The sequence below is a fragment of the Streptomyces lateritius genome, from assembly GCF_014649715.1.
Classification (GTDB): domain Bacteria; phylum Actinomycetota; class Actinomycetes; order Streptomycetales; family Streptomycetaceae; genus Streptomyces; species Streptomyces lateritius.
Map to the genome: position 1 here is coordinate 104,468 of NZ_BMTO01000012.1, position 19,169 is coordinate 123,636.

The following is a 19,169-nucleotide window of genomic DNA, read 5'->3' on the forward strand; positions in this document are numbered from 1 at the left end:
CCTATCCGCGCAGCCGCTCCCGCAGCTCCTCGAGGTCGGCCGGGAACCACGTCTGCGTGCCCCGGTCGCACTCCCGGACGAAGTCCCGCAGCGCGGGGCTGGCCTCGGTGTGGCGGGAGATGTCGCCGACCACGGCCAGGCCCACCCGGTAGTTGACGAACTTCTGGACGATGTCCCCGGCCACCCGCGTGCTCAGCCGGAAGAACGACTCGTCGAAGCGGTCGGCGGGGATCACGACCCACGCCGCGCCCTGGTACATGGCGTTGCCGACGAGATCCAGGGCGTCGCGTTCGCCGCCGATGATCTCGCCGTCGGCGGGGTACATCAGGACGGGTATGCCGTGGATCTTCTCCATGGAGGTCATGGCAGCCAAGGGTAGGGCGTCGTCAGGGCGTCGCCGCCATCAGGTCGGAGACCTTGACGAAGCGGTAGCCTCGCGCCCGGAGTTCCGGGACGATCCGGCGGATGGCCTGTTCGGTGACGGGGGCGGCGCTGCGGGTGCAGTGCATGACCACGAGCGAGCCGGGCCGGACGCCCGCGAGGACCTGCTCGGCGACCGCGTCCGCGTCCTTGGCGAACGCGTCACCGCTGACCACGTCCCATTGGACCGCGGTCACCTTCGCGGGCCCGAGCGCGCGCAGCGCCTCGTCGTCGTAGCAGCCGCCGGGGAAGCGGAAGTACGGCACGACATTGCGCGCCCCCGCTTTCCGGAAGGCGTCGAAGGCCCGGCGTACGTCGGCGGCCATGTCCCGCTTCTCCACCGTCGGCAGGCCGTAGCAGGGCGAGGCGAAGGCGTAGTGGCTGTAGGAGTGGTTGGCGATCTCGAAGCGGGGATCGGTGCCGATGGACCGGGCCTGGTTTGGGTACTCCTCTGCCCAGCGGCCCGTCATGAAGACCGTGGAGTCGACCTTCAGCCGCCGCAGGGTCTCGATCAGCCCCGGGTTGTCGAAGCGTTCTCCGCTGGCGGCCCGGGGCCCCTGATCGGCCGTCATGTCGGCGTCGAAGGTGAGCGCGACGACCTTGTCCCCGCCCTGCGACGTGCGGCGCGTGTAGACCGGAGTCACGCCGCCGGGGCCGGGCGCCATGGTGGGCGGCGCCTTGCGCACGGTCGCCGGGCCGGGCGCGGCGCCGGCACTCGCGGAAGCGGCCGGGGAAACGGGCGGGGAGGCACTCGCGGAGGCGCCCACGCGTGCGCTCGTATCCGCCGTGCCGCCGCCACAGCCGACAAGAGCCGCGCCCAACAGAGCGAACACCGACATTCTTCGTACAGAAATCGTCACGAACGGAAGTTATCCGATCGCATCGATCAACACTCGCGAGGCGCCGTCTCGAGTGGAGTTGTCGCCCGCCCGGCTCTCACCGCATCCCGGCTTCCCGGGCGGACGACGGGGCTCGCGGGATTCTCATCCGCGTTCGCGGAGGTACGCCTCCAGCTCTGCGGCCCCGGCCAGCATCGCCCGGCCGCGTGCGGACAGTCGGCCGTGCCAGTCGCCCAGGGCGGCCTCCAGCGGCTCGAGGCCGCCCGCCGCCCGCACCTGGGCGATCAGCGGGGCGATCCGCTCCAGCGGGTAGCCGCCCCGCCGGAGCTGGTGGGCCAGCCGGGCGTCCCGGACGTCGGCCTCGTCGTAGACGCGGTACCCGGTCCCCGGGTCGCGGCGCGGGCGCACCAGCCCGGCGCGCTCCCACTTGCGCAGCGTCGCCGGCCGGATCCCGAGCTTCCCCGCCAGCGGTCCGATGAACGTGCCGCCGGGCTCTGGGGCGAGCGCCGTGGTGGGCTCCAGATCGCGCAGGGCGTCCTCCACGGCCCGCAGGGTCCGCCGGTCGTCGAGGAGCTGGGCGTGGCTCTCGTCGATGAGGCGGAACGCCCCGTCGACCGCGCCCTCGTTCACGGCCCGCATGATCGACGTCGCCGTCCGGTGGCCGTGGCCGGGCACCAGGGCGAGGAACGCGCGCAGGGCGCCCGCGTGCAGCGAGGTGTAGGTCCGGTAGCCGGTGGGGGTGCGACCGGCGGCCGGGAGGATGCCGGTCTCCTCGTAGTTCCTGACCGCCTGCGTCGACAGGCCGTGCCGACGCGCCAGATCGACCGGCCTGAGCCGCCGCCCACCGCTTTGAAGGCCGCTTTGAAGGTTTTGCCCCATAAGGACGACGATATCGCGGGAAAGTTTCCACCGAAGGTTCAACGATACCGTTGAAGGCATGGCTACCCACATCGCGGACACCGCCCATGCCGTCGACGTTGCCGCCGTCATGAGGCTGCTCCCGGGCGCCCGGCCCCGGCTGCTCGCCCTGGGTGAGCCCACCCATGGCGAGGACGCTCTGCTCGACCTGCGCAACGAGCTCTTCCGGCAGCTCGTCGAGGAAGAGGGCTACCGGACGATCGCGATCGAGAGCGACTGCATGCGGGGCCTGGTCGTGGACGACCACGTCACCTCGGGCAGGGGCACTCTCGACGAGGTCATGGAGGACGGAATCAGCCACGGCTGGGGCGCCTCCGCGGCCAACCGCGAGCTCGTGCGCTGGATGCGCGCCTACAACGACGGCCGGCCCACGTCGGAGCGGCTCCGCTTCGCCGGCTTCGACGGCCCGCTGGAGATCACCGGCGCCGCGAGCCCCCGACAGGCCCTCCTCGCACTCCACGACCACCTTGCGGCCCGGGTCGACCCGGACCTGCTCCCCTGCACCGCGGAAACCCTCGACCGCCTGCTCGGCGCCGACGACCGGTGGACCGACCCCGCCGCGATGAGGGACCCGTCCCGGTCCGTGGGGCGGTCGGCCGAGGCCGGCCGGCTGCGGCTGCTCGCCGACGATCTGGTGACGCTGTTCGACGAGCAGACGCCCCACCTGATCAGCGTGTCCTCGCGAGACGACTGGGACCGGGCGCGCCTGTACGGCCGCACCGCCCTCGGCCTGCTGCGCTACCACCACTGGATGGCCGACACCTCGCCTGCCCGCCTGACCCGGCTGGTGGCGGCGCGGGACCAGATGATGGCCGAGAACCTCCTCGCCCTCGCCGCTCGGGGCCCGGTACTGGTCCACGCCCACAACTCCCATCTCCAACGGGAGCAGAGCACCATGCGGATGGGCGGGGAGCCACTGCGGTGGTGGAGCGCCGGTGCGCTGGTGAGCGCCCGGCTCGGCGAGGAGTACGCCTTCCTCGCCACGGCCCTCGGCACGATCCGGCACCGGGGAGTGGACACCCCGCCGCCGGACAGCGTCGAAGGACTCCTGTACGCGATCCCGGAAGACCGCTGCCTCGTCGACGCCCGGCGGCTGGCCACCGCCCTGCGCGACACACCACCCGCGCCCCGCGTGTCCCCCTGGTTCGGCTACGCCCCGGTCGACCCGGCCCTCCTCGCGGACAGCGACGGCCTCGTGTTCGTCAAGGACGTCCCGCAGAGCGGCTCACGTGGCCTGTAGCCTCCTGCGGCACTCCGCCACGTCGAAGTCGCCCTCCGGGTAGCGCGGATCCAGTGCCTCCAGGTGCTCCAGGAGCAGTGTGCTGATCGCCCAGTTGCGGTACCACTTCCGGTCCGCCGGGACCACGTACCACGGCGCGCCGTCCGTCGAGCAGCGTTCGAGGGCGGTCTCGTACGCCCGCTGGTACGCGGGCCACAGCGCCCGGTCCTCGATGTCGCCCGAGCTGAACTTCCAGTGCTTCTCCGGGTTGTCGAGGCGCGCCAGGAGGCGGGCGCGCTGCTCCTCGTACGAGAGGTGGAGAAAGACCTTGACGACCGTGACGCCGTCCTCGGCGAGGGTCTCCTCGAAGCGGTTGATCTGGCCGTAGCGGGCCCCGAGGTCGCGACGGGGGACCAGCTCGTGGACCCGGGCGACCAGGACGTCCTCGTAGTGCGAGCGGTCGAAGATGCCGATCTCGCCCGGCCCCGGCAGCGACTGCTTGATCCGCCAGAGAAAGTGGTGGCTCCGCTCCTCCGCCGTGGGCGCCTTGAAGGCCCGGACCCGGCAGCCCGAGGGGTTGAGGTAGCCGATCACGTGCTTGACGGTGCCGCCCTTGCCGCTGGTGTCCATGCCCTGCAGGATCAGCAGCACCCGGCGCCGGTCGCCCGCCGTGCTCGACGCGTACAGCCGCTCCTGGAGCTCGGCGAGGCGCGGGGCGAGACCCGTCATGGCCTCGGCGCCGGCCGCCTTGTCGGTGGGTCCCGCGTGGATGCCGGAGGTGCTGTACGAGGAGAGGTCGACGGGCTCGCCGACGGGGACGCGCAGCAGGTCACGGAGGACCACGGGCCGCGCCGGAGCCTCCTCCCGCGCCTCGCCCCTGTCCCTGTCCTTCGCCTGCTCCTTCTTCGGCACCTCGGGCCCCTTCCCGTCCGTCGCTCGCCTTCCCCCGATCCTGCGACGGAATCCACGCACCCGCGACCGGCCGCGCCACGCGGGACCGGTGACGCGACCGGAACGGGTTGCGGGGCCTACGTCAGCACCACGGGCCCGTCACCGCGAACGTCGTCCCCGGCGCGTAGCAGTTGACGTACATGGTCCGCCCGTCCGGCGAGAACGTGACGCCCGCGAACTCGCCCCACTCCGGGGCCTCGGGCGTCCCGATGTTCTGGGCCCCGCGCGCCACCGCGTACAGCTCGCCCTTCCGGCTGAGCCCGTAGACGTGCTGCGCGCCGTCGCCGTCCTCGCAGACCATCAGGCCGCCGCCGGGCGCGAGGCAGATGTTGTCCGGCGACTCGCCGGGCAGCTGGATGTCGGTGCTCGGTCCGAAGACGACGACGAGGGTGAGCCGGCGGCGGTGCGGCTCGTACTTCCACACCTGGCCGAAGTGGGTCGCCCCGGAACCGTCCTTGGCGCGGGCGAAGCTGGAGACGAAGTACACCGCCCGCCCGCCCCAGTAGCAGCCCTCCAGCTTCTGCGCGTGCGTGATGCCCTTCGGCCCGAAGTCCTGCAGCCTGATCGGCGTCTGGGCGGCCTGCGGGTCCGGTACGGGCACCCACTCGACGCCCCCGAAACTCGCCCCGGTCTCCTGGATCACGGAGAGGTCGGGCACCCCCGGCACCCGCATGGCCTCCAGGGCGCCGCCCGCCCGCAGCGAACCGTGGCCGCCCAGCGGCTTCTCCGGCAGGAAGCGGTAGAAGAGCCCGAAGGGGTGCTGGAAGGCGTCCTCCGTCTCGTACACGATGCCGCTCTTCGGGTCGACGGCGATCGCCTCGTGCTGGAAGCGGCCCATGGCCGTGAGCGGTACGGCCCCGGTGCGGCGCGGGTCGGCGCCGTCGACCTCGAAGATGAAGCCGTGGTCCTTGGTGTAGCCGTTCGTGCCGGCCTTGTCCTCGGTCTCCTCGCAGGTGAGCCAGGTGCCCCAAGGGGTCGGCCCGCCGGCGCAGTTGACGGCGGTGCCCGCGATGGCGACCCGCTCGCCGAGGACGTTGCCACGCCCGTCGAGCTCCAGCGCCGTGCAGCCGCCCTTGGCGGCGGGGTCGTACGTCAGCCCCTCGACAATGGGGACGCCTATCTTGCCGCTGACCCGGTTCTCGTGGTTGCGGACCAGGTGTACCCGGCCGCGGCGGCCGGCGAAGGCGCCCATGCCGTCGTGGTTGCTGGGGACCCGGCCCTCGCCGGAGCGGAGCGGGTCGCCCTCGCGGGAGAGGACCTTGTAGCGGAAACCCGCGGGGAGGTCGAGGAGCCCGGCGGGGTCGGGGACGAGCGGGCCGTATCCGGCCCCGGTGCTCGCGGCGGCGCTGCCGGCGAAGAGTTCGGAGAAGGCGCCCGAGAAGGCGATTCCGGCGACGGACGCGCCGGTGCGGGAAAGGATCTGACGTCGTGTTGCGGACATGAGGCGACAGCCCACTTCCTCTGGGGGTACCCCCATGCCGCAGGGTATGGGGGAGGACAGGGGGTGTGACATGAAGCGTGACAGCACACGGGTGGCGTGAACGTGTCACGTATGACGCATGGCCCGCATGTGTATCACGTGCTGTGGTGACACGTGAACCCATGCGGGCCACAACGGCCTCATGTGACGAGCGGTCAGGCGAGCTCGGCCGTCAGCGTGATCGTCGTGCCCGCGAGCGCCTGGCTCACCGGGCAGTTCTTCTTGGCGTCCTCGGCCAGGGACTGGAACTCGTCCGCGTCCAGGCCGGGGACGGTGCCGCGGACGGTGAGGTGGCTGCCCGTGATGCCCTGGCCCGGCACGAAGGTGACGTCGGCCTTGGTCTCCAGGCGGGTCGGCGCGTTGCCGGCCTTGGCCAGGATGTTGGAGAAGGCCATGTTGAAGCAGGAGGAGTGCGCGGCGGCGATCAGCTCCTCGGGGCTGGTCCTGCCGTTCGCCGCCTCGTCGGTGCGGGCCGGCCAGGACACCGGGTACTCGCCGATGCCCGACGAGTCGAGCGAGACGGTGCCCGAGCCCTTGAGGAGGTCGCCCTCCCAGACGGCGCGGGCGGAACGGGTTGCGGCCATGATGAATCCCTTTCGGTCGGGTATGGCCCCCAACCTACTGCTCCACCAGTCCCTTTGCGTCGCGAGCCAGCGCGGTGAGCCGGGAGATCGCCCGGAAGTACTTCTTTCGGTACCCGCCCTTCAGCATCTCTTCACTGAACAGCCGGTCGAAGGGGAGACCGGAGGCGAGCACCGGCACCTCCCGGTCGTACAGGCGGTCGGCGAGGACGACGAGCCGCAGCGCCGTCGACTGGTCCGGTACCGGCCGCACGTCGGTGAGGCAGACCGCGGTCAGGCCGTCGGTGAGCGCGCCGTACCGGCTGGGGTGGACCTTGGCCAGGTGGTCGAGGAGGTGCGGGAAGTCGTCGAGGGACGCGCCCGGGGTCGCGTACGCCGCCTTCGTCACCTGCTCGTCGGAGAACGGCGCGGGTGCCTCGGGCAGTCCCCGGTGGCGGTAGTCCTCGCCGTCGATCCGCAGCGGGCGGAAGTGGGCGGACAGGCCCTGGATCTCCCGGAGGAAGTCGGCGGCCGCGAAGCGGCCCTCGCCGAGCTTGCCGGGCAGCGTGTTGGACGTGGCGGCCAGCGCGACACCCGACTCGACGAGCCTGCTGAGCAGGGAGGAGACCAGGACGGTGTCGCCCGGGTCGTCCAGCTCGAATTCGTCGATGCAGAGCAGCCGGTGCCCGCTGAGGGTCTTCACGGTCTGCTGGAAGCCGAGCGCGCCGACGAGGTTGGTCAGCTCCACGAAGGTGCCGAAGGCCTTGAGGGCCGGCTCGGCGGGCGTGGCGTGCCAGAGGGAGGCGAGCAGATGGGTCTTGCCCACGCCGTAGCCGCCGTCGAGATAGACCCCGCGGGGTCCGGCGGGCGCGGCCGGCTTCTTGGCGAACAGGCGGCTGAGGACCGGACGTCTGCCCGAGCCGGTGGCGTGCGCGCCGCCCAGTCCCTCGGCGAAGCCGCCGAGGATCTTGACCGCGTCGATCTGGCTCGGTTGGTTCGGGTCCGGGATGTACGTGTCGAACCGTACGGAGTCGAAGCGCGGCGGCGGCACCATCTCCGCGACGAGCCGGTCCGCGGGGACATGCGGCTCCCGGGCGCAGAGGGAGACCGGAGCGGCTTCGGAGGAGGCCGCTTCGGTTATGGCGCGCGGGGCGCGGGGGGCGTGGGAGGAACGGGTCGACACAGTTCCCCACTGTAAGCGCCGTGTCAGACTGCGAGGATGCGACGCCTGCTCCCTGTGACGGACATGACAGCCGACGACGCCACCGCCGGGGACCGGGAGTGGTCCCTCGACGAGCTGGCCGACGCCTACGCGTACCCGGCACTGCCGCCCGGCGGGGCCTGGCTGCGGGCCAACATGGTCTCCTCCCTCGACGGGGCAGGTCAGCACGAGGGCCGCTCCCAGCCGCTCTCCTCCGACGCCGACATGCGGATCTTCGGCACGCTGCGCGGCCTGGCCGATGTGGTCGTGGTGGGAGCGGAGACGGTACGCCTGGAGGGGTACCGCCCGGCCCGTGCCCGGGAGGCCTTCGCGGCGCGCCGGGAGGCGGCCGGGCAGGGGCCCGCGCCGACGATCGCCGTGGTGAGCGCCTCCCTTCAGCTGGACTTCTCGCTGCCACTGTTCACCGAGCCGCTCGTACCGACCCTGATCCTGACCGGGGCCGCGGCCTCCGCCGAGCGGGTGATGGCGGCGGAGAAGGCGGGCGCGGAGGTGGTGATCGCGGGCGACGGGCCCGGGGTGGAGCCGGCCCGCGCGGTGGCGGCGCTGGCCGAGCGGGGGCTGCGGCGGCAGCTGACCGAGGGCGGGCCCCGGCTGCTCGGCCAGTTCGTGGCGGCCGGAGTGCTCGACGAGCTGTGTCTGACGGTCTCGCCGACGATGACCGCGGGCACGGCCCAGCGGATCGCGGGAGGCCCTTCGGTGGCCGTTCCGCAGCGGTTCTCCGTGGCGTCGGTGCTGGAGGAGGCCGGGTTCCTTTTCACCCGCTACCGTCGGATCTGACACGAGGTGGAATTTCCCGTTCCGGTTAGCTTCCGCTGGGCACACTTACCCTGCAGTCCCCGTGCGGGCACGGGGAAGGATGGTTTCCGCAGAAGGGCTCCTGAGGTGTTCACAAGCGTTTTGATGATCGAGAAGCCCCTGTCGACCGTCGACGTGGAGTTCGTCACCACCCTGCACGGCGACGAGGGCGTGTCCTTCATCGTGCTGATGCAGCCGCGTGGTGACCAGGCCGATGTACTGCTGCGTGCCATCGACGACGTCGCCATGGGCGATCTGAAGGAAGCCGCCCGTGAGGGCGAGAAGCCGGAGGGCAAGGCGGCCCTCGTCCCCGCGGAGGCGGCGCTCGAGCGCTCGCTCCAGACGCTGCGGGACGCCGGCTGCGAGGCGGTGGGGCAGGTCGTCGAGGACCATCCCCTGGACAAGATGAAGGCGGTCGTGGAGGAATCGGACGCCGACGAGGTGATCGTGCTGACGGCTCCGCACTACGTGGAGGAGTTCTTCCACCGGGACTGGGCGTCGCGGGCGCGCCACAAGGTGGGCGTCCCGGTCCTGAAGCTCTTCGCGCACAGCGAGGAGTAGCGCGGGAGCGGCGAGGAGACGCACGGCCCTGAGGGCCGCCCCGGGCACGGCGCCCGGGGCGGCCCTCCCGAGCTACTAGGCTGGGCCCTCGGTACCGGACCCTTCGGGGTACGGACGCACCAAGCATCACGCACCACGCACGACACCGCACGTACCGCACACGACGCACCCCGGGGAGAACCTCGCATGGCACCCGCCACCCCTGCCGCCGCTGTCCCCGCCGCCATGGAGCGGCCGCACTTCATCGGCATCGGCGGTGCCGGGATGTCGGGCATCGCGAAGATCCTCGCCCAGCGCGGCGCGAAGGCGGCCGGAAGCGACGCCAAGGAGTCGGCGACCGCCGAGGCCCTGCGCGCGCTCGGCGTCACCGTCCACATCGGGCACGCCGCCCACCACCTCGCCGACGACGCCACCGCCGTGGTCGTCTCCAGCGCCATCCGCGCCGACAACCCCGAGCTGGCCCGCGCCGCCGAGCTCGGCATCCCGGTCGTGCACCGCTCGGACGCGCTCGCCTCCCTCATGGACGGCCTGCGCGCGATCGCCGTCGCCGGTACGCACGGCAAGACCACGACCACCTCCATGCTGGCCGTCGCGCTCACCGAGCTCGGCCTCGACCCCTCGTACGCCATCGGCGGCGACCTCGCGGGCCCCGGCACCAACGCCCGCCACGGCGAGGGACAGGTATTCGTCGCCGAGGCCGACGAGAGCGACCGGAGCTTCCAGAAGTACGACCCCGAGGTCGCGATCGTCCTCAACGTCGAGCTGGACCACCACGCGAACTACGCGTCGATGGACGAGATCTACGAGTCCTTCGAGGCGTTCGTCGCCAAGGTCCGCCCCGGCGGCGCCCTCGTCGTCGGCGAGCACCCCGGCGCCCGTGAGCTGGCCGGGCGGGTCTCCGGCCGCCGTGACCTCCACATCGTCACGGTCGGCGAGTCCGAGACCTCCGACGTGTGGATCCGGAAGATCGTGCCGAACGGCATGACCAGCGAGGTCACCGTCGTCATGGACGGCGTCGAGTACGTCTTCACCGTCTCCGTCCCCGGCCGCCACTACGCCCACAACGCGGCCGCGGCCCTCGCCGCCGGCGCCCGTGTGGGCATCGACCCGGCGGAGCTGGCCCAGGCCCTCACCGCGTACACCGGTGTCGGCCGCCGCCTCCAGCTCAAGGGCGAGGCGGCCGGCGTCCAGGTCATCGACTCGTACGCCCACCACCCCACCGAGATGACCGCCGACCTGGAGGCCATGCGCGGCGCCGCCGGAGGCTCCCGACTCCTCGTCGTCTTCCAGCCCCACCTCTTCTCCCGCACCCAGGAGCTGGGCAAGGAGATGGGCGACGCGCTGGCCCTCGCCGACGCCTCGGTGGTCCTCGGCATCTACCCGGCCCGCGAGGACCCGATCCCCGGCGTCACCAGCGACCTGATCATCACGGCGGCCCGCGCGGCCGGCGCCGACGTGACGGCCGTCTCCGACAAGGGAGCCGTCCCCGAGGTGATCGCGGGAATGGCCAAGCCCGGTGATCTCGTTCTGACGATGGGCGCGGGCGACGTCACGGACCTCGGCCCGCAGATTCTCGCCCACCTGTCGAAGTAGAGGGAGTGAGCCGATGTCGTACGACGTCGAGAAGCCGGACGAGCAGTGGCGCGCGGAGCTGACCCCGGCGGAGTACCAGGTACTGCGCCAGGCAGGCACGGAGCCGGCCTTCCGGGGCGAGTACACCGACACCACGACCAAGGGCGTCTACTCCTGCCGGGCGTGCGGCGCCGAGCTGTTCACGTCGACGGAGAAGTTCGAGTCGCACTGCGGCTGGCCGTCCTTCTACGACCCGAAGGACTCCGACGCCGTCGAACTGATCGAGGACCGCTCCCACGGCATGGTCCGCACCGAGGTCCGCTGCGCACGCTGCGGCTCGCACCTCGGCCACGTCTTCGAGGGCGAGGGCTACCCCACCCCGACGGACCAGCGCTACTGCATCAACTCGATCTCGCTGCGCCTGACGCCGGAGTCGTAAGCGCGGCCGTCGCCGAGGCGCCGGCCCGCCCCGCCGGCCCCGCCGCCCGGCCCTCAGCGGAGCCGGTCGGCCAGCTCCGCGAGCCAGGCGCCGGGGGACAGGGGCGGCGGCGGGTCGACCTCCATGCCCAGTTCGGCCAGGGCGAGGGCGTAGTCCGACTCGTCGAGCGGCAGCGAGAGCAGATCGTGCAGCTCGCCCGCGAGCTGGCCGATCAGACCGGCGTCCGTTCCGCCGAGGTAGTCGGCGACCGCGGCCTCGTGGTCGGCGAACTCGTCAGCCATGTCCTGCCCGAACCAGCCGCCCAGGAGCTGACCCAGCTCGGGGAAGCGCGCGTGCCACTCCCAGTGGGTCTGAGGCGTCTTCGGCGGGGGCGCCGTGCCCGACTCGACACTCTCCTTGAGCCTGTCGGCGAGCCGCAGCAGCCAGTCCTGGATCTCACTGTCGGGCAGCCCGACGTCCGGTACCGGGTAGAACTCGCCGAGCCGCAGCCGGAGGCGGCCGGGCGGGTTCTGGGCGTACTCGCGCAGCTGGTGCTCGGCGACCGCGATGGACCACGGCCGCGTTCGCCAGCAGTGCCGGAGGTACGCCTCCATGGCCTCCTCGCTGTCGGCGTTGCAGCCGAGATGGGCGCGGACGACCTGGTCCAGTTCGCCGTACTTCCGGTCGTGTTCGAGGGGCTTGAGGGGCATACGGAGCCTCTAGAGGTAGATCGGGAAGGTGGCGTGCACGGTGAACCCGTGCGGACTCGCGTCGCTGCGCTTGAGCGTGACCCGTGCGGCGCGTACCTCGACGGCGTCCCGCCCGGCCAGCATCATCGCGTCCAGCATGACGCGCCCGACCGGCTCCGTGCGCGACGGCCAGGCGGCCTCGATCGTGAGCCGCTGCCGGGTGGACTGCGCCAACCAGCGGTGGATCACCTGCTCGTTACGGGTGACCACCTGCTGGGTGGCCCACTGGGCGGTCTCCCGGTCGGGGTAGGTCGCGGCGCGGTTCTGGCGGACGGTGCGCATGGCGGTCATGAGTGCTCTCGCTGCATGTGGTCGTTGAGCGTGTCGATGAGCTCGCGGAGCCGGTCGCGCGAGATCCACGAGATGTACCGGCCCAGGGAACGGTCGTCCGGAAAGAGTACAAGAGCGCGCTGGGCCTCCGTGGTGAAGGGAACGACGACCTCCACGCAATAGGGATGCTCGTTGGTGCCGTACGAGGTGACGGCATCCGCGAAAGTGGCGTGGCCACCGTCCATCATCTCGGCCGTAAAGCCGTTGAGGTGAGGAAAAGTCACCGCAAGTTCCCAACGGGACATGGGCAGTTCGTCGTACGAGGCGGGTGGCTCGCGATCGATGATGCGCACCATTCCGGCGAGCGTATGCAGATATTCGGCCGGGTCCATGCCGTCCGCGGCCCGTGCCAGCTTCTCCTGGAAGGCTTGCGGGCGGGAAGCCAGGGAAGTCGGCGAGGAGACGACTTCACCGACAAGGTCCAGGAGGGCTGCCGCGGTGAAGGGAGGGCAATTCCAGTTCGCTCGCCAGGAATTTCGAATCGTCCGGTTGTAACGTCGGATCTCGTCGTCGAGAGTCGGTCCGTCGACCGTTTCCTGGACCCGGATGGCGATGTCGATGAGCTGAGATGCCGGACTCTCAATGAAGACGGCGGTCGGGGATGGCTGCACGGGAGACTACCTTTCTACGGAATGGGCATGGAGGTCAGCGCGATGAAGGGCGGCTCCAGTCCCTTCCGGTACTGGAGCACGACCCGCACCGAATGCGTGGAAACGCCGGCTGAACTCACCCCTTGAACCGTACGGCCCGTCTCTTCGTTGAACGTGAGCTCAATGGGTGGCGATATCTTTGATCTGTTCGGATCGTAGGCCGGATTGTTCCGCATCCTCCGCTCGACTCCGTCGATCCAGTTCGCGATCCGGTTCTCGTTGGCGTCGTTGCGGAGGGCCTCCTGGGTGAATCGCTGAGCGGAGGCGAGATCCTTGAAGCCGGAGGCGGAGGAAGCGCTGGGGTCATCCCGAAGACGCTGCCTGAGCTGGTCGTCGGTCAGGCCGATGTGCTTGTCGATCGGATGACTTCCGTACAGACCTTCCTGGCCCGCCAGGTCGAGCGGGTAGTAGATGTTGTCCGGGTCCTCGCCCGGCACGGCGTAGTGGTGTTCGGGTTTGAAGTCGTGGAGGGAACGCGCCCCGAAGGCCTGCGCCCTCGCTTCTTCGGCCTGGTAGGTCGGTACGCTCAGGTACGCCTCCTCGAGCGCCGGCATCAACCGGTTGAGTCGGCTCTCCACGCCGAGCAGCTCGCCTTCATACTTGGCCACCGCCCGGTTCAGGGCGCCCTTGTCGATCTCCAGCGTGATACCGATGCCCAGGCTCTTCCCCATGGAGAGCAGGCCCTTGCCGACCTTCTTCAGGTCGTCCATGCCAAGGCCGTCCTTGATGTGGGGCAGAGCGTCCCAGATCGCCTTCTTGAAGATCCGCCAGACCTCGTTGCGCATCGTCTCGGCGGCCTCGGCGAAGGCCCGCAGGGCCTGGCTGACCTCCTGGGTGGTGTCCCACAGGACGGTCGTCACGGGATGACTGGCCTTGCCCTGCGCTCCGGGGGTGTCGTGCTTCCACTGGTATCCGGCCGTCGACCCGCCCCACGCCGTGGTGCCCCAGAGCGAACTGGTGAACTGGCGCATCGCGGCCTGCCATTCACCGTTGTTGGGGTCCGCGATGGTCCCCACCTCTCGCTGCAGGTCGCTCTCCACCTGGGTGACCGTGAAGCCGGGCTGCAGCCAGGCGAGCGCCAGCTTGTCGATCTGCTGGTAGTCGGGCAGGGGCAGGATGTCGGCCACCTCGCCCCACCGGTACACCTTGTTCAACAGCCCGCGGATGATGTCCAGAGCGAAGTCCGGCACTCCCTCCAGGAGCCACGAGGTGAAGCCGGTGCTGTAGTCACCCATGTCACCCCACTTCAGGTCGACGATGCGCTGATACGTCGGGGGAGTGTCGATGACCTTGGGGAGCGGGAACTGTACGGGCTGGGCCGAGCCCGAGGGATGGCTGGCGGCCTCCGCCCGCGCGTAGTTGTTGGCTGTCGTGACGAAGCCGGTCGCGACACCACCCACGCCGGCCACGGTCCGTGCCAGGGTGTCGAGGAACTTGTTGCCCACCTTGACGTAGGCGGTGGAGACGGCCTCGGCGGACGCCCCGTAACCGCCACAGTCCATGTACTCCACGATCTCGTAGATGAAATCCTTCGCGGCCTTGTCCAGCTTGTCCTGATGGAGGACCACGGTGCCCGCCACGCCGTACAGCTTGGTGGGCGTGACGTCGAACCCGCCGGTCTGGCCGGGTGCCGGAGGGGTGCCCATCAGGCCGCACCCCAACCGCGCAGCACGGCCAGGTGCGCCGCGCCGTAGTTCGTCTGACCCGTCGTCACCACTTCGTGCAGCCAGCGCTGGGCGGCCTGGAGGTCCTGCATCTCGCGGTCCCACCGGTCGAGCTCGTCGACGAAGGCCTCGCGCGCCTCGCCGTCCCAGCTCAGCACGACCTTCTCGGTCCGCGCATACAAGGTTTCGAGCTTGAGATTGAGCTGCTTGAGAATGTCCTCCAGGTCTGATGCCAGATCCCGGAGCGTATGGAAGTTGACGCCTATGTGGTCGTCGGACATGGGAGCCCCCGCTCGGATGTCTCAGGTTCAGATGTCGAGGATGCTGCTGCGCGGAGCCGGCGGTGGGGTGACGGCCTGAAGCTTCTCGGCCTCCAGCGCCGCGTCCACCGCACTCTCCATGCGCTGGAGGCGGCGCAGGGTGTCGAGCTCCTGCTCGGTGAACCCGTCGCGGCTCATCCGCATGGCTTCCTCGAGGACGCCGAGGATCTCTCGGATGCGTACCGCGTCCTCGGCCGCGGCACGGTGCAGGGCGCGATACGCCTTCCCCGTCTCACCCTTCCAGCCGGCTTCGATCCGGTCGACGATGCCGTCCATCCGGCGCACTTGACTGTCGATGTGCCGCTGCATGTCGTCCAAGTCGCCCGCCAGACGCGTCAGATCGTCCTCGGACACCTTCAGATGAGCGTCGATTGCCATGGCCCCCGCCTTTCGTCGCGATCTTGACTCTATCAATCGGGTCTGTTCACCCGGGGTTTGGGCTTGCCTCGCGAGCGCCGACGGCCGGAAGATCCAGGGATGATCGAGCGTGGAGGGGACATGATCAAGGGAGGCAACGCCTTCGTTCCGACGGTGCCGCTGCGGATCGCCGTGCGGAACGGGGTGGATGTCACGGCGTTGCTGCTGACGGAGCAGGGCCGTGTCCGGGGGGACGGGGACATCGTGTTCCACGGTGCGCCGGTCCATCCCTCGGGCGCCGTACGGCTGCTCGGGGACGAGAGCGGCACCGGGTGGCTGGAGGCCGGCCTCACCGCGATCGAGGCGGACATCGCCCGCGTCCTCGTGGTCGGGTCGACGGAGAGTGGCGCGATGCGGGATGTGCGGGGGCTGTCCGTGGAGGCCTTCGCGCCGGACGGCACGTCGGTCGCGCGATACGACGTGACGGACGCCGGCGGAGAGACGGCGATGGTCCTGGCGGAGCTGTACCGGCGGGCGGGGGGCTGGAAGTTCCGCGCGGTCGGCCAGGGGTACGTGAACGGCCTCACCGGCCTCGCGACGGACCACGGTGTGGACGTGGCGGAGGGCGCCGCGGCCCAGTCTCAGGCTCCGGCCCCGGTCCCGTTCCAGGCGCCGCCGACGTCGGTCCCGGTCCCGTTCCAGGCGCCGGCCCCGGGGTTCGCCCCGCCGGCCGTGCCGGCGCCTCCGGTGGCGGTTCCACCGCCCGCGCCGGAACCGAGCGTGCCGCAGCCGCAGGCGAACATGCCCTGGACGTTCGGCGCCGTCTTCGAGCCGTACACCCAGACCGGCCGGGACAACGACGTCATCACCGTGGACGGGCTCCCGCCGGGGCCGGTCATCGTCGCTCTCTCCGTCCGGGGTGACGGCTACACCGGCCTGTGGCCCCTCACCCGGTTCAACAAGGAGGGCGACACCCTCGTCAACAGCACCGAGGACGACTTCCAGGGCCGGGTGCTCACCCTCGTCCCCGGAAACGGGCGTCTGCGCCTGCAGTTGAAGGCGGAGGGACCCTGGCAGCTCCAGGTGCTGCCGCTGGCCGCGGCGACGCTCCTGACGGAGGAGCAGGTGGAGAGCCGCGGCCCCGACGTCCTGCTGCACACCGGGGGAGTCGCCGACCTCTCCATCCACTACAAGGGCGATGACAACCTCATCGTCAACCTCTACGAGGTGACGGGGCACGACGACCCCACGACCCTGCCCACGGACGACAATGTCGTCAACGAGATCGGCAAGCGCCGGGAGACCGTGCCGCTGCCCGAGGGCCCGCTCATCGTCCACATGGAGATGGCGGACGGCCCGTGGAAGGCCCAGCTGAAGCGGGTACAGCCCCACAGCGCACCGCAGAACGCGGCTGGCGGCGGCCTTGCCGAGGTGACGGACATCCGCAGGGGCCAGGGCAAGTCGTGGTGGGGCAGGCGCTGACCTCTGCCTGCCGCTCCCGCCGTGACGAACGGCGGGAGCGGGGCGGGTCAGGCGTGGGTGGCGTAGGCCACGAAGTCGCCCCAAGTGGCGGGAGTGAGGGCGAGTCGGGGTCCCTCGGGGTGCTTGGAGTCGCGGACGTGGACGGTGGTGGGGCAGGTGGCGACCTCGACGCAGTCGTCGCCGGAGCCGCCGCTGTAGCTGGACTTGTGCCAGGAGAGGGCCACTTCGACGCAGTCGCCGTCGCCGCCACTGCTGTAGCTGCTCTTGAACCAGGCCAGGTCTGTGGTGCTCATGTAGCTCCTCGCATCTGCCGCAACAGGCTCTGGGAGTCTTCCAGAGTAAGAGCCTGTGACCGCATCCTGGCATACCGCATCTTGAGGATGCCGACCTCTTTCGCGTCGGCGAAGAGGAGCCCGGCCCGCTGGCCCTCTCCATAGCCGAACCATCGGTTGTCGGGTGTCTCCAGTAACTGCATGGGACCGTCAAGCCCGGCGTGATGTTCCCGACTCAGCGGCATCACTTGCATCTCGATGTTGCGCTGCTCGGACATACGCAGGATGTGCTCGATCTGGGTCCGGTGTGTCTCCGGACCGCCAGTCGTCTTCCGCAGCACATGCTCCTCGATGATGAAGCTGTACGCGGTGTTGGGCCGCTCGGTCAGCAGCTTCTGCCGCTCCACGCGTGCGACGAGCTTCTCCTGGATCTCGTCGTCATCCAGAGGCGGCAACTGCCCCTCGAACAGAGTCCTCGCGTACAGCTCGATCTGGAGCAGACCCGGGATCAGCCGGTTCTCGTACGTGTAGAGGCACAGCGCCTCCGCCTCCAGCTTCGCCCACTTCTGGAACCAACTCGCCAGTCCTGGCTGCCGGGCCACGTGCTTGGCCGCCGCCCGGATCACGCCGAAGGCGTCCAGTACCTCCTCCGCCCGCTCCACGAACTCGGCCGACGGAAACCGCCGGCCCTGCTCGATGGACGCGACCGTCTGCACCGAGTACCGCACTCGCCGGGCGAACTCCTCCTGGGTGAGTCTCGCCCGCTTCCGGAAGGTCTTGACGACCTCCCCGAAGGTCTTCAGGCTGTCCGAGATCTCGGGTTCCGCATTGCCGTCCGTCATCACGTGCACCTCCACCGGAAATGGTCACGGCCCGTAACGGCTACTGTCCACCCTCCGAACTCGTACGCTCACTCAGCGTACGAGTTCCTGACCTGGCAACCAGCCCCGATCGCCGCCACATTGGCCCCATGACCACCCCTCAGACACGCGCAGAACCCGTCACCGTACGTGTGTTCACCCAGCGCTTCAGCTCGACCCCGCGCGGCGCCCGCCTCGCCCGGCGGCTCGCCCTGCTCCAGCTCGACCGCTGGGGCATCCCGCACGGCACCCCCGTCTCCGACACGGCCGCCCTCCTCGTCGCCGAGCTGGCCGCCAACGCCGTCACCCACGGGCGCGTCCCCGGCCGGGACTTCGAGCTCTCGCTCTCGTACACCCCCGGCCTCCTCCTCCGCGTCGACGTCACCGACACCCGCACCGAAGGCCGCCCCCGCCTCGCCCCCACCCTCCCCCTCGCGGACACCGGCCGCGGCCTCCTCCTCGTCGAGACCCTCGCCACCCGCTGGGCCGTGCTGGAACGCGTACCGGTCGGCAAGACCGTCCGGGCCGAGCTGGACCTGACATGACCCCGGGACGGGTGTCCCGGGCCACAGTGAGGATCAGAAGATCCGGTTGTAGATGTTCCAACCCGTGCCGATCTGGGTGCGGGTGGTGAAGGGGGTGGTGGGGTTGCCGGTGCCTTTGTACAGCCACAGCGCGCCGGATGAATCGCGGGCGATGGCGTCGGGCTTGCCGTCGTTGGTGAGGTCTCCGGTGAGGGTGAGCTGGTTGTAGATGTTCCAGCCGGTGCCCGCCTTGATACGGGAGGCGTAGGGGGTGGTGGGGGTGCCGGTGCTCTTGTAGAGCCAGAGGGTGCCGGTGGTGTCGCGGGCGAGGAGGTCGGCCTTGCCGTCGCCGTTCAGGTCGGCGCCTGCGGCGAGGTGGTTGTAGGTGTTCCAGCCGGTGCCGGCCTTGGTACGGGCTTTGAAGCGGGCGCCGGTGGTGAGGTTGCCGGTGCCGGGGTAGAGCCACAGGACGCCGGCCTTGTCGCGGGCGAGGAGGTCCATGTATCCGTCGCGGTCGAGGTCGCCGGCGCCGGTGAGCTGGTCGTAGATGTTCCAGCCGGTGCCGGCCTTGACGCGGGGTGCGTAGGGCTTGCCGCTGACGAACTGGTAGTCGTAGTACCACAGGGTGCCGGTGGTGTCGCGGGCGACGACGTCTCCCAGGCCCTGGGTGACGGGGGAGGGCTTGGTGTCGCCGCGGTAGTAGAGGCTCTGCTTGTGCGGGGAGAGCGCGGCGAGTGTGTTGTAGGTCTGCCAGCCGGTGCCGATCTGCTCCCGGCTGTAGAGGGGCGCGGTGGCGTTGCCGGTTCCGTCGTACCACCACAGGGCGCTGGCAGCATCGCGGGCCAGGACAGAGTGAAGGGGGAGCACGGGCTTGCCGAGTGTGGCGAACGGGGCGCTCGTCTGGGTCACGTCGGAGTGGTAGAAGCCGAAGTCGTAGATGTCGTAGCGCGTGAGTGCTTGGAATCGCAGGGCGTACTGGGCTTGGGGGCTGGTCAGTTCGTAGCCG

Annotated in this window: 23 protein-coding genes; 7 read left to right on the top strand and 16 right to left on the bottom strand. The window is 70.4% G+C overall.

Annotation, left to right across the window (positions count from 1 at the left end; translation table 11 throughout):
- Position 1: 1 nt before the first annotated feature.
- From IE136_RS24050 to IE136_RS24060, 3 genes are all read right to left on the bottom strand, one after another.
- Complete coding sequence (locus tag IE136_RS24050; RefSeq protein WP_189601374.1) at positions 2 to 364, bottom strand: DUF4180 domain-containing protein; 363 nt, start codon at positions 362 to 364, stop codon at positions 2 to 4.
- A gap of 22 nt (positions 365 to 386) precedes the next feature.
- Positions 387 to 1,259, bottom strand: a complete 873-nt coding sequence (locus IE136_RS24055; RefSeq protein WP_189601375.1) for a polysaccharide deacetylase family protein — start codon at positions 1,257 to 1,259, stop codon at positions 387 to 389.
- 144 nt (positions 1,260 to 1,403) lie between these two features.
- Positions 1,404 to 2,138: a TioE family transcriptional regulator gene (locus IE136_RS24060; RefSeq protein ID WP_158991575.1), complete on the bottom strand. Its 735-nt coding sequence runs from the start codon at positions 2,136 to 2,138 to the stop codon at positions 1,404 to 1,406.
- A 58-nt stretch (positions 2,139 to 2,196) separates the two neighbouring features.
- Here IE136_RS24060 and IE136_RS24065 point away from each other — a divergent pair, with 58 nt between their 5' ends.
- Entirely contained in the window at positions 2,197 to 3,417 is a 1,221-nt protein-coding gene (locus IE136_RS24065; protein WP_189601376.1) for an erythromycin esterase family protein, read from the top strand.
- Here IE136_RS24065 and IE136_RS24070 read toward each other — a convergent pair.
- The 4 genes from IE136_RS24070 to zapE form a co-directional block, all read right to left on the bottom strand.
- Positions 3,403 to 4,239 carry a polyphosphate kinase 2 family protein gene (locus tag IE136_RS24070; RefSeq protein ID WP_229819108.1) on the bottom strand — a complete coding sequence of 279 codons (837 nt, stop codon included), beginning with the start codon at positions 4,237 to 4,239 and terminating at the stop codon, positions 3,403 to 3,405. The genes IE136_RS24065 and IE136_RS24070 overlap by 15 nt on opposite strands.
- Before the next feature lie 190 nt (positions 4,240 to 4,429).
- The gene (locus IE136_RS24075) at positions 4,430 to 5,788 is read right to left on the bottom strand and encodes an alkaline phosphatase PhoX (protein WP_189601377.1); all 1,359 of its coding nucleotides are present in this window, start codon (positions 5,786 to 5,788) and stop codon (positions 4,430 to 4,432) included.
- Between the two features lie 194 nt (positions 5,789 to 5,982).
- A complete protein-coding gene (locus IE136_RS24080) occupies positions 5,983 to 6,411 on the bottom strand; it encodes an OsmC family protein (RefSeq protein WP_158991583.1) in 429 nt (142 codons plus the stop codon).
- 34 nt (positions 6,412 to 6,445) lie between these two features.
- Positions 6,446 to 7,570: a cell division protein ZapE gene (gene zapE / locus IE136_RS24085; protein WP_373309120.1), complete on the bottom strand. Its 1,125-nt coding sequence runs from the start codon at positions 7,568 to 7,570 to the stop codon at positions 6,446 to 6,448.
- Between the two features lie 36 nt (positions 7,571 to 7,606).
- Here zapE and IE136_RS24090 point away from each other — a divergent pair, with 36 nt between their 5' ends.
- The 4 genes from IE136_RS24090 (at position 7,607) to msrB (ending at position 10,976) form a co-directional block, all read left to right on the top strand.
- Positions 7,607 to 8,386: a pyrimidine reductase family protein gene (locus IE136_RS24090; protein ID WP_189601378.1), complete on the top strand. Its 780-nt coding sequence runs from the start codon at positions 7,607 to 7,609 to the stop codon at positions 8,384 to 8,386.
- A 105-nt stretch (positions 8,387 to 8,491) separates the two neighbouring features.
- A complete protein-coding gene (locus IE136_RS24095) occupies positions 8,492 to 8,965 on the top strand; it encodes an indole-3-glycerol phosphate synthase (protein WP_189601379.1) in 474 nt (157 codons plus the stop codon).
- Positions 8,966 to 9,151: 186 nt separating this feature from the next.
- On the top strand, positions 9,152 to 10,558 hold the full coding sequence (murC, locus tag IE136_RS24100) for a UDP-N-acetylmuramate--L-alanine ligase (RefSeq protein WP_158991589.1): 1,407 nt from the start codon (positions 9,152 to 9,154) through the stop codon (positions 10,556 to 10,558).
- Positions 10,559 to 10,571: 13 nt separating this feature from the next.
- Positions 10,572 to 10,976 carry a peptide-methionine (R)-S-oxide reductase MsrB gene (gene msrB, locus IE136_RS24105; protein WP_158991591.1) on the top strand — a complete coding sequence of 135 codons (405 nt, stop codon included), beginning with the start codon at positions 10,572 to 10,574 and terminating at the stop codon, positions 10,974 to 10,976.
- 53 nt (positions 10,977 to 11,029) lie between these two features.
- On the opposite strand, the gene IE136_RS24110 is transcribed toward msrB, so the two are convergent.
- The 6 genes from IE136_RS24110 to IE136_RS24135 are packed head-to-tail and all read right to left on the bottom strand — an operon-like array spanning position 11,030 to position 15,046.
- A complete protein-coding gene (locus tag IE136_RS24110) occupies positions 11,030 to 11,665 on the bottom strand; it encodes a contact-dependent growth inhibition system immunity protein (protein WP_158991593.1) in 636 nt (211 codons plus the stop codon).
- Between the two features lie 9 nt (positions 11,666 to 11,674).
- The gene (locus IE136_RS24115) at positions 11,675 to 11,995 is read right to left on the bottom strand and encodes an RNase A-like domain-containing protein (RefSeq protein ID WP_189601380.1); all 321 of its coding nucleotides are present in this window, start codon (positions 11,993 to 11,995) and stop codon (positions 11,675 to 11,677) included.
- Positions 11,992 to 12,645, bottom strand: coding sequence for a hypothetical protein (locus IE136_RS24120; RefSeq protein WP_189601381.1), 654 nt, complete (start codon positions 12,643 to 12,645; stop codon positions 11,992 to 11,994). The genes IE136_RS24115 and IE136_RS24120 overlap by 4 nt, the downstream gene beginning before the upstream one ends.
- Positions 12,646 to 12,659: 14 nt before the next feature.
- Complete coding sequence (locus IE136_RS24125) at positions 12,660 to 14,330, bottom strand: RNase A-like domain-containing protein (RefSeq protein ID WP_189601382.1); 1,671 nt, start codon at positions 14,328 to 14,330, stop codon at positions 12,660 to 12,662.
- Positions 14,330 to 14,629 carry a WXG100 family type VII secretion target gene (locus IE136_RS24130; RefSeq protein WP_158991601.1) on the bottom strand — a complete coding sequence of 100 codons (300 nt, stop codon included), beginning with the start codon at positions 14,627 to 14,629 and terminating at the stop codon, positions 14,330 to 14,332. Before IE136_RS24130 ends, IE136_RS24125 begins: the two co-directional genes overlap by 1 nt.
- A gap of 27 nt (positions 14,630 to 14,656) precedes the next feature.
- Positions 14,657 to 15,046 carry a WXG100 family type VII secretion target gene (locus tag IE136_RS24135; protein ID WP_158991603.1) on the bottom strand — a complete coding sequence of 130 codons (390 nt, stop codon included), beginning with the start codon at positions 15,044 to 15,046 and terminating at the stop codon, positions 14,657 to 14,659.
- A gap of 99 nt (positions 15,047 to 15,145) precedes the next feature.
- Between IE136_RS24135 and IE136_RS24140 the strand changes: the two genes are divergently transcribed.
- Positions 15,146 to 16,507 (top strand): TerD family protein, encoded by a 1,362-nt coding sequence (locus IE136_RS24140; RefSeq protein WP_229819094.1) that lies wholly within the window; start codon positions 15,146 to 15,148, stop codon positions 16,505 to 16,507.
- 47 nt (positions 16,508 to 16,554) lie between these two features.
- Here the strand turns inward: IE136_RS24140 and IE136_RS24145 are convergent, their stop codons facing one another.
- Both IE136_RS24145 and IE136_RS24150 read right to left on the bottom strand, forming a co-directional pair.
- Positions 16,555 to 16,800 carry a DUF397 domain-containing protein gene (locus IE136_RS24145; RefSeq protein WP_189601383.1) on the bottom strand — a complete coding sequence of 82 codons (246 nt, stop codon included), beginning with the start codon at positions 16,798 to 16,800 and terminating at the stop codon, positions 16,555 to 16,557.
- Positions 16,797 to 17,621, bottom strand: coding sequence for a helix-turn-helix domain-containing protein (locus tag IE136_RS24150; protein ID WP_158991607.1), 825 nt, complete (start codon positions 17,619 to 17,621; stop codon positions 16,797 to 16,799). The genes IE136_RS24145 and IE136_RS24150 overlap by 4 nt, the downstream gene beginning before the upstream one ends.
- A gap of 128 nt (positions 17,622 to 17,749) precedes the next feature.
- Here IE136_RS24150 and IE136_RS24155 point away from each other — a divergent pair, with 128 nt between their 5' ends.
- On the top strand, positions 17,750 to 18,184 hold the full coding sequence (locus IE136_RS24155; RefSeq protein ID WP_189601384.1) for an ATP-binding protein: 435 nt from the start codon (positions 17,750 to 17,752) through the stop codon (positions 18,182 to 18,184).
- Between the two features lie 33 nt (positions 18,185 to 18,217).
- Here the strand turns inward: IE136_RS24155 and IE136_RS24160 are convergent.
- The coding region (locus IE136_RS24160) for an FG-GAP repeat domain-containing protein (protein WP_194497712.1) at positions 18,218 to 19,169 on the bottom strand (952 nt) is incomplete at its 5' end.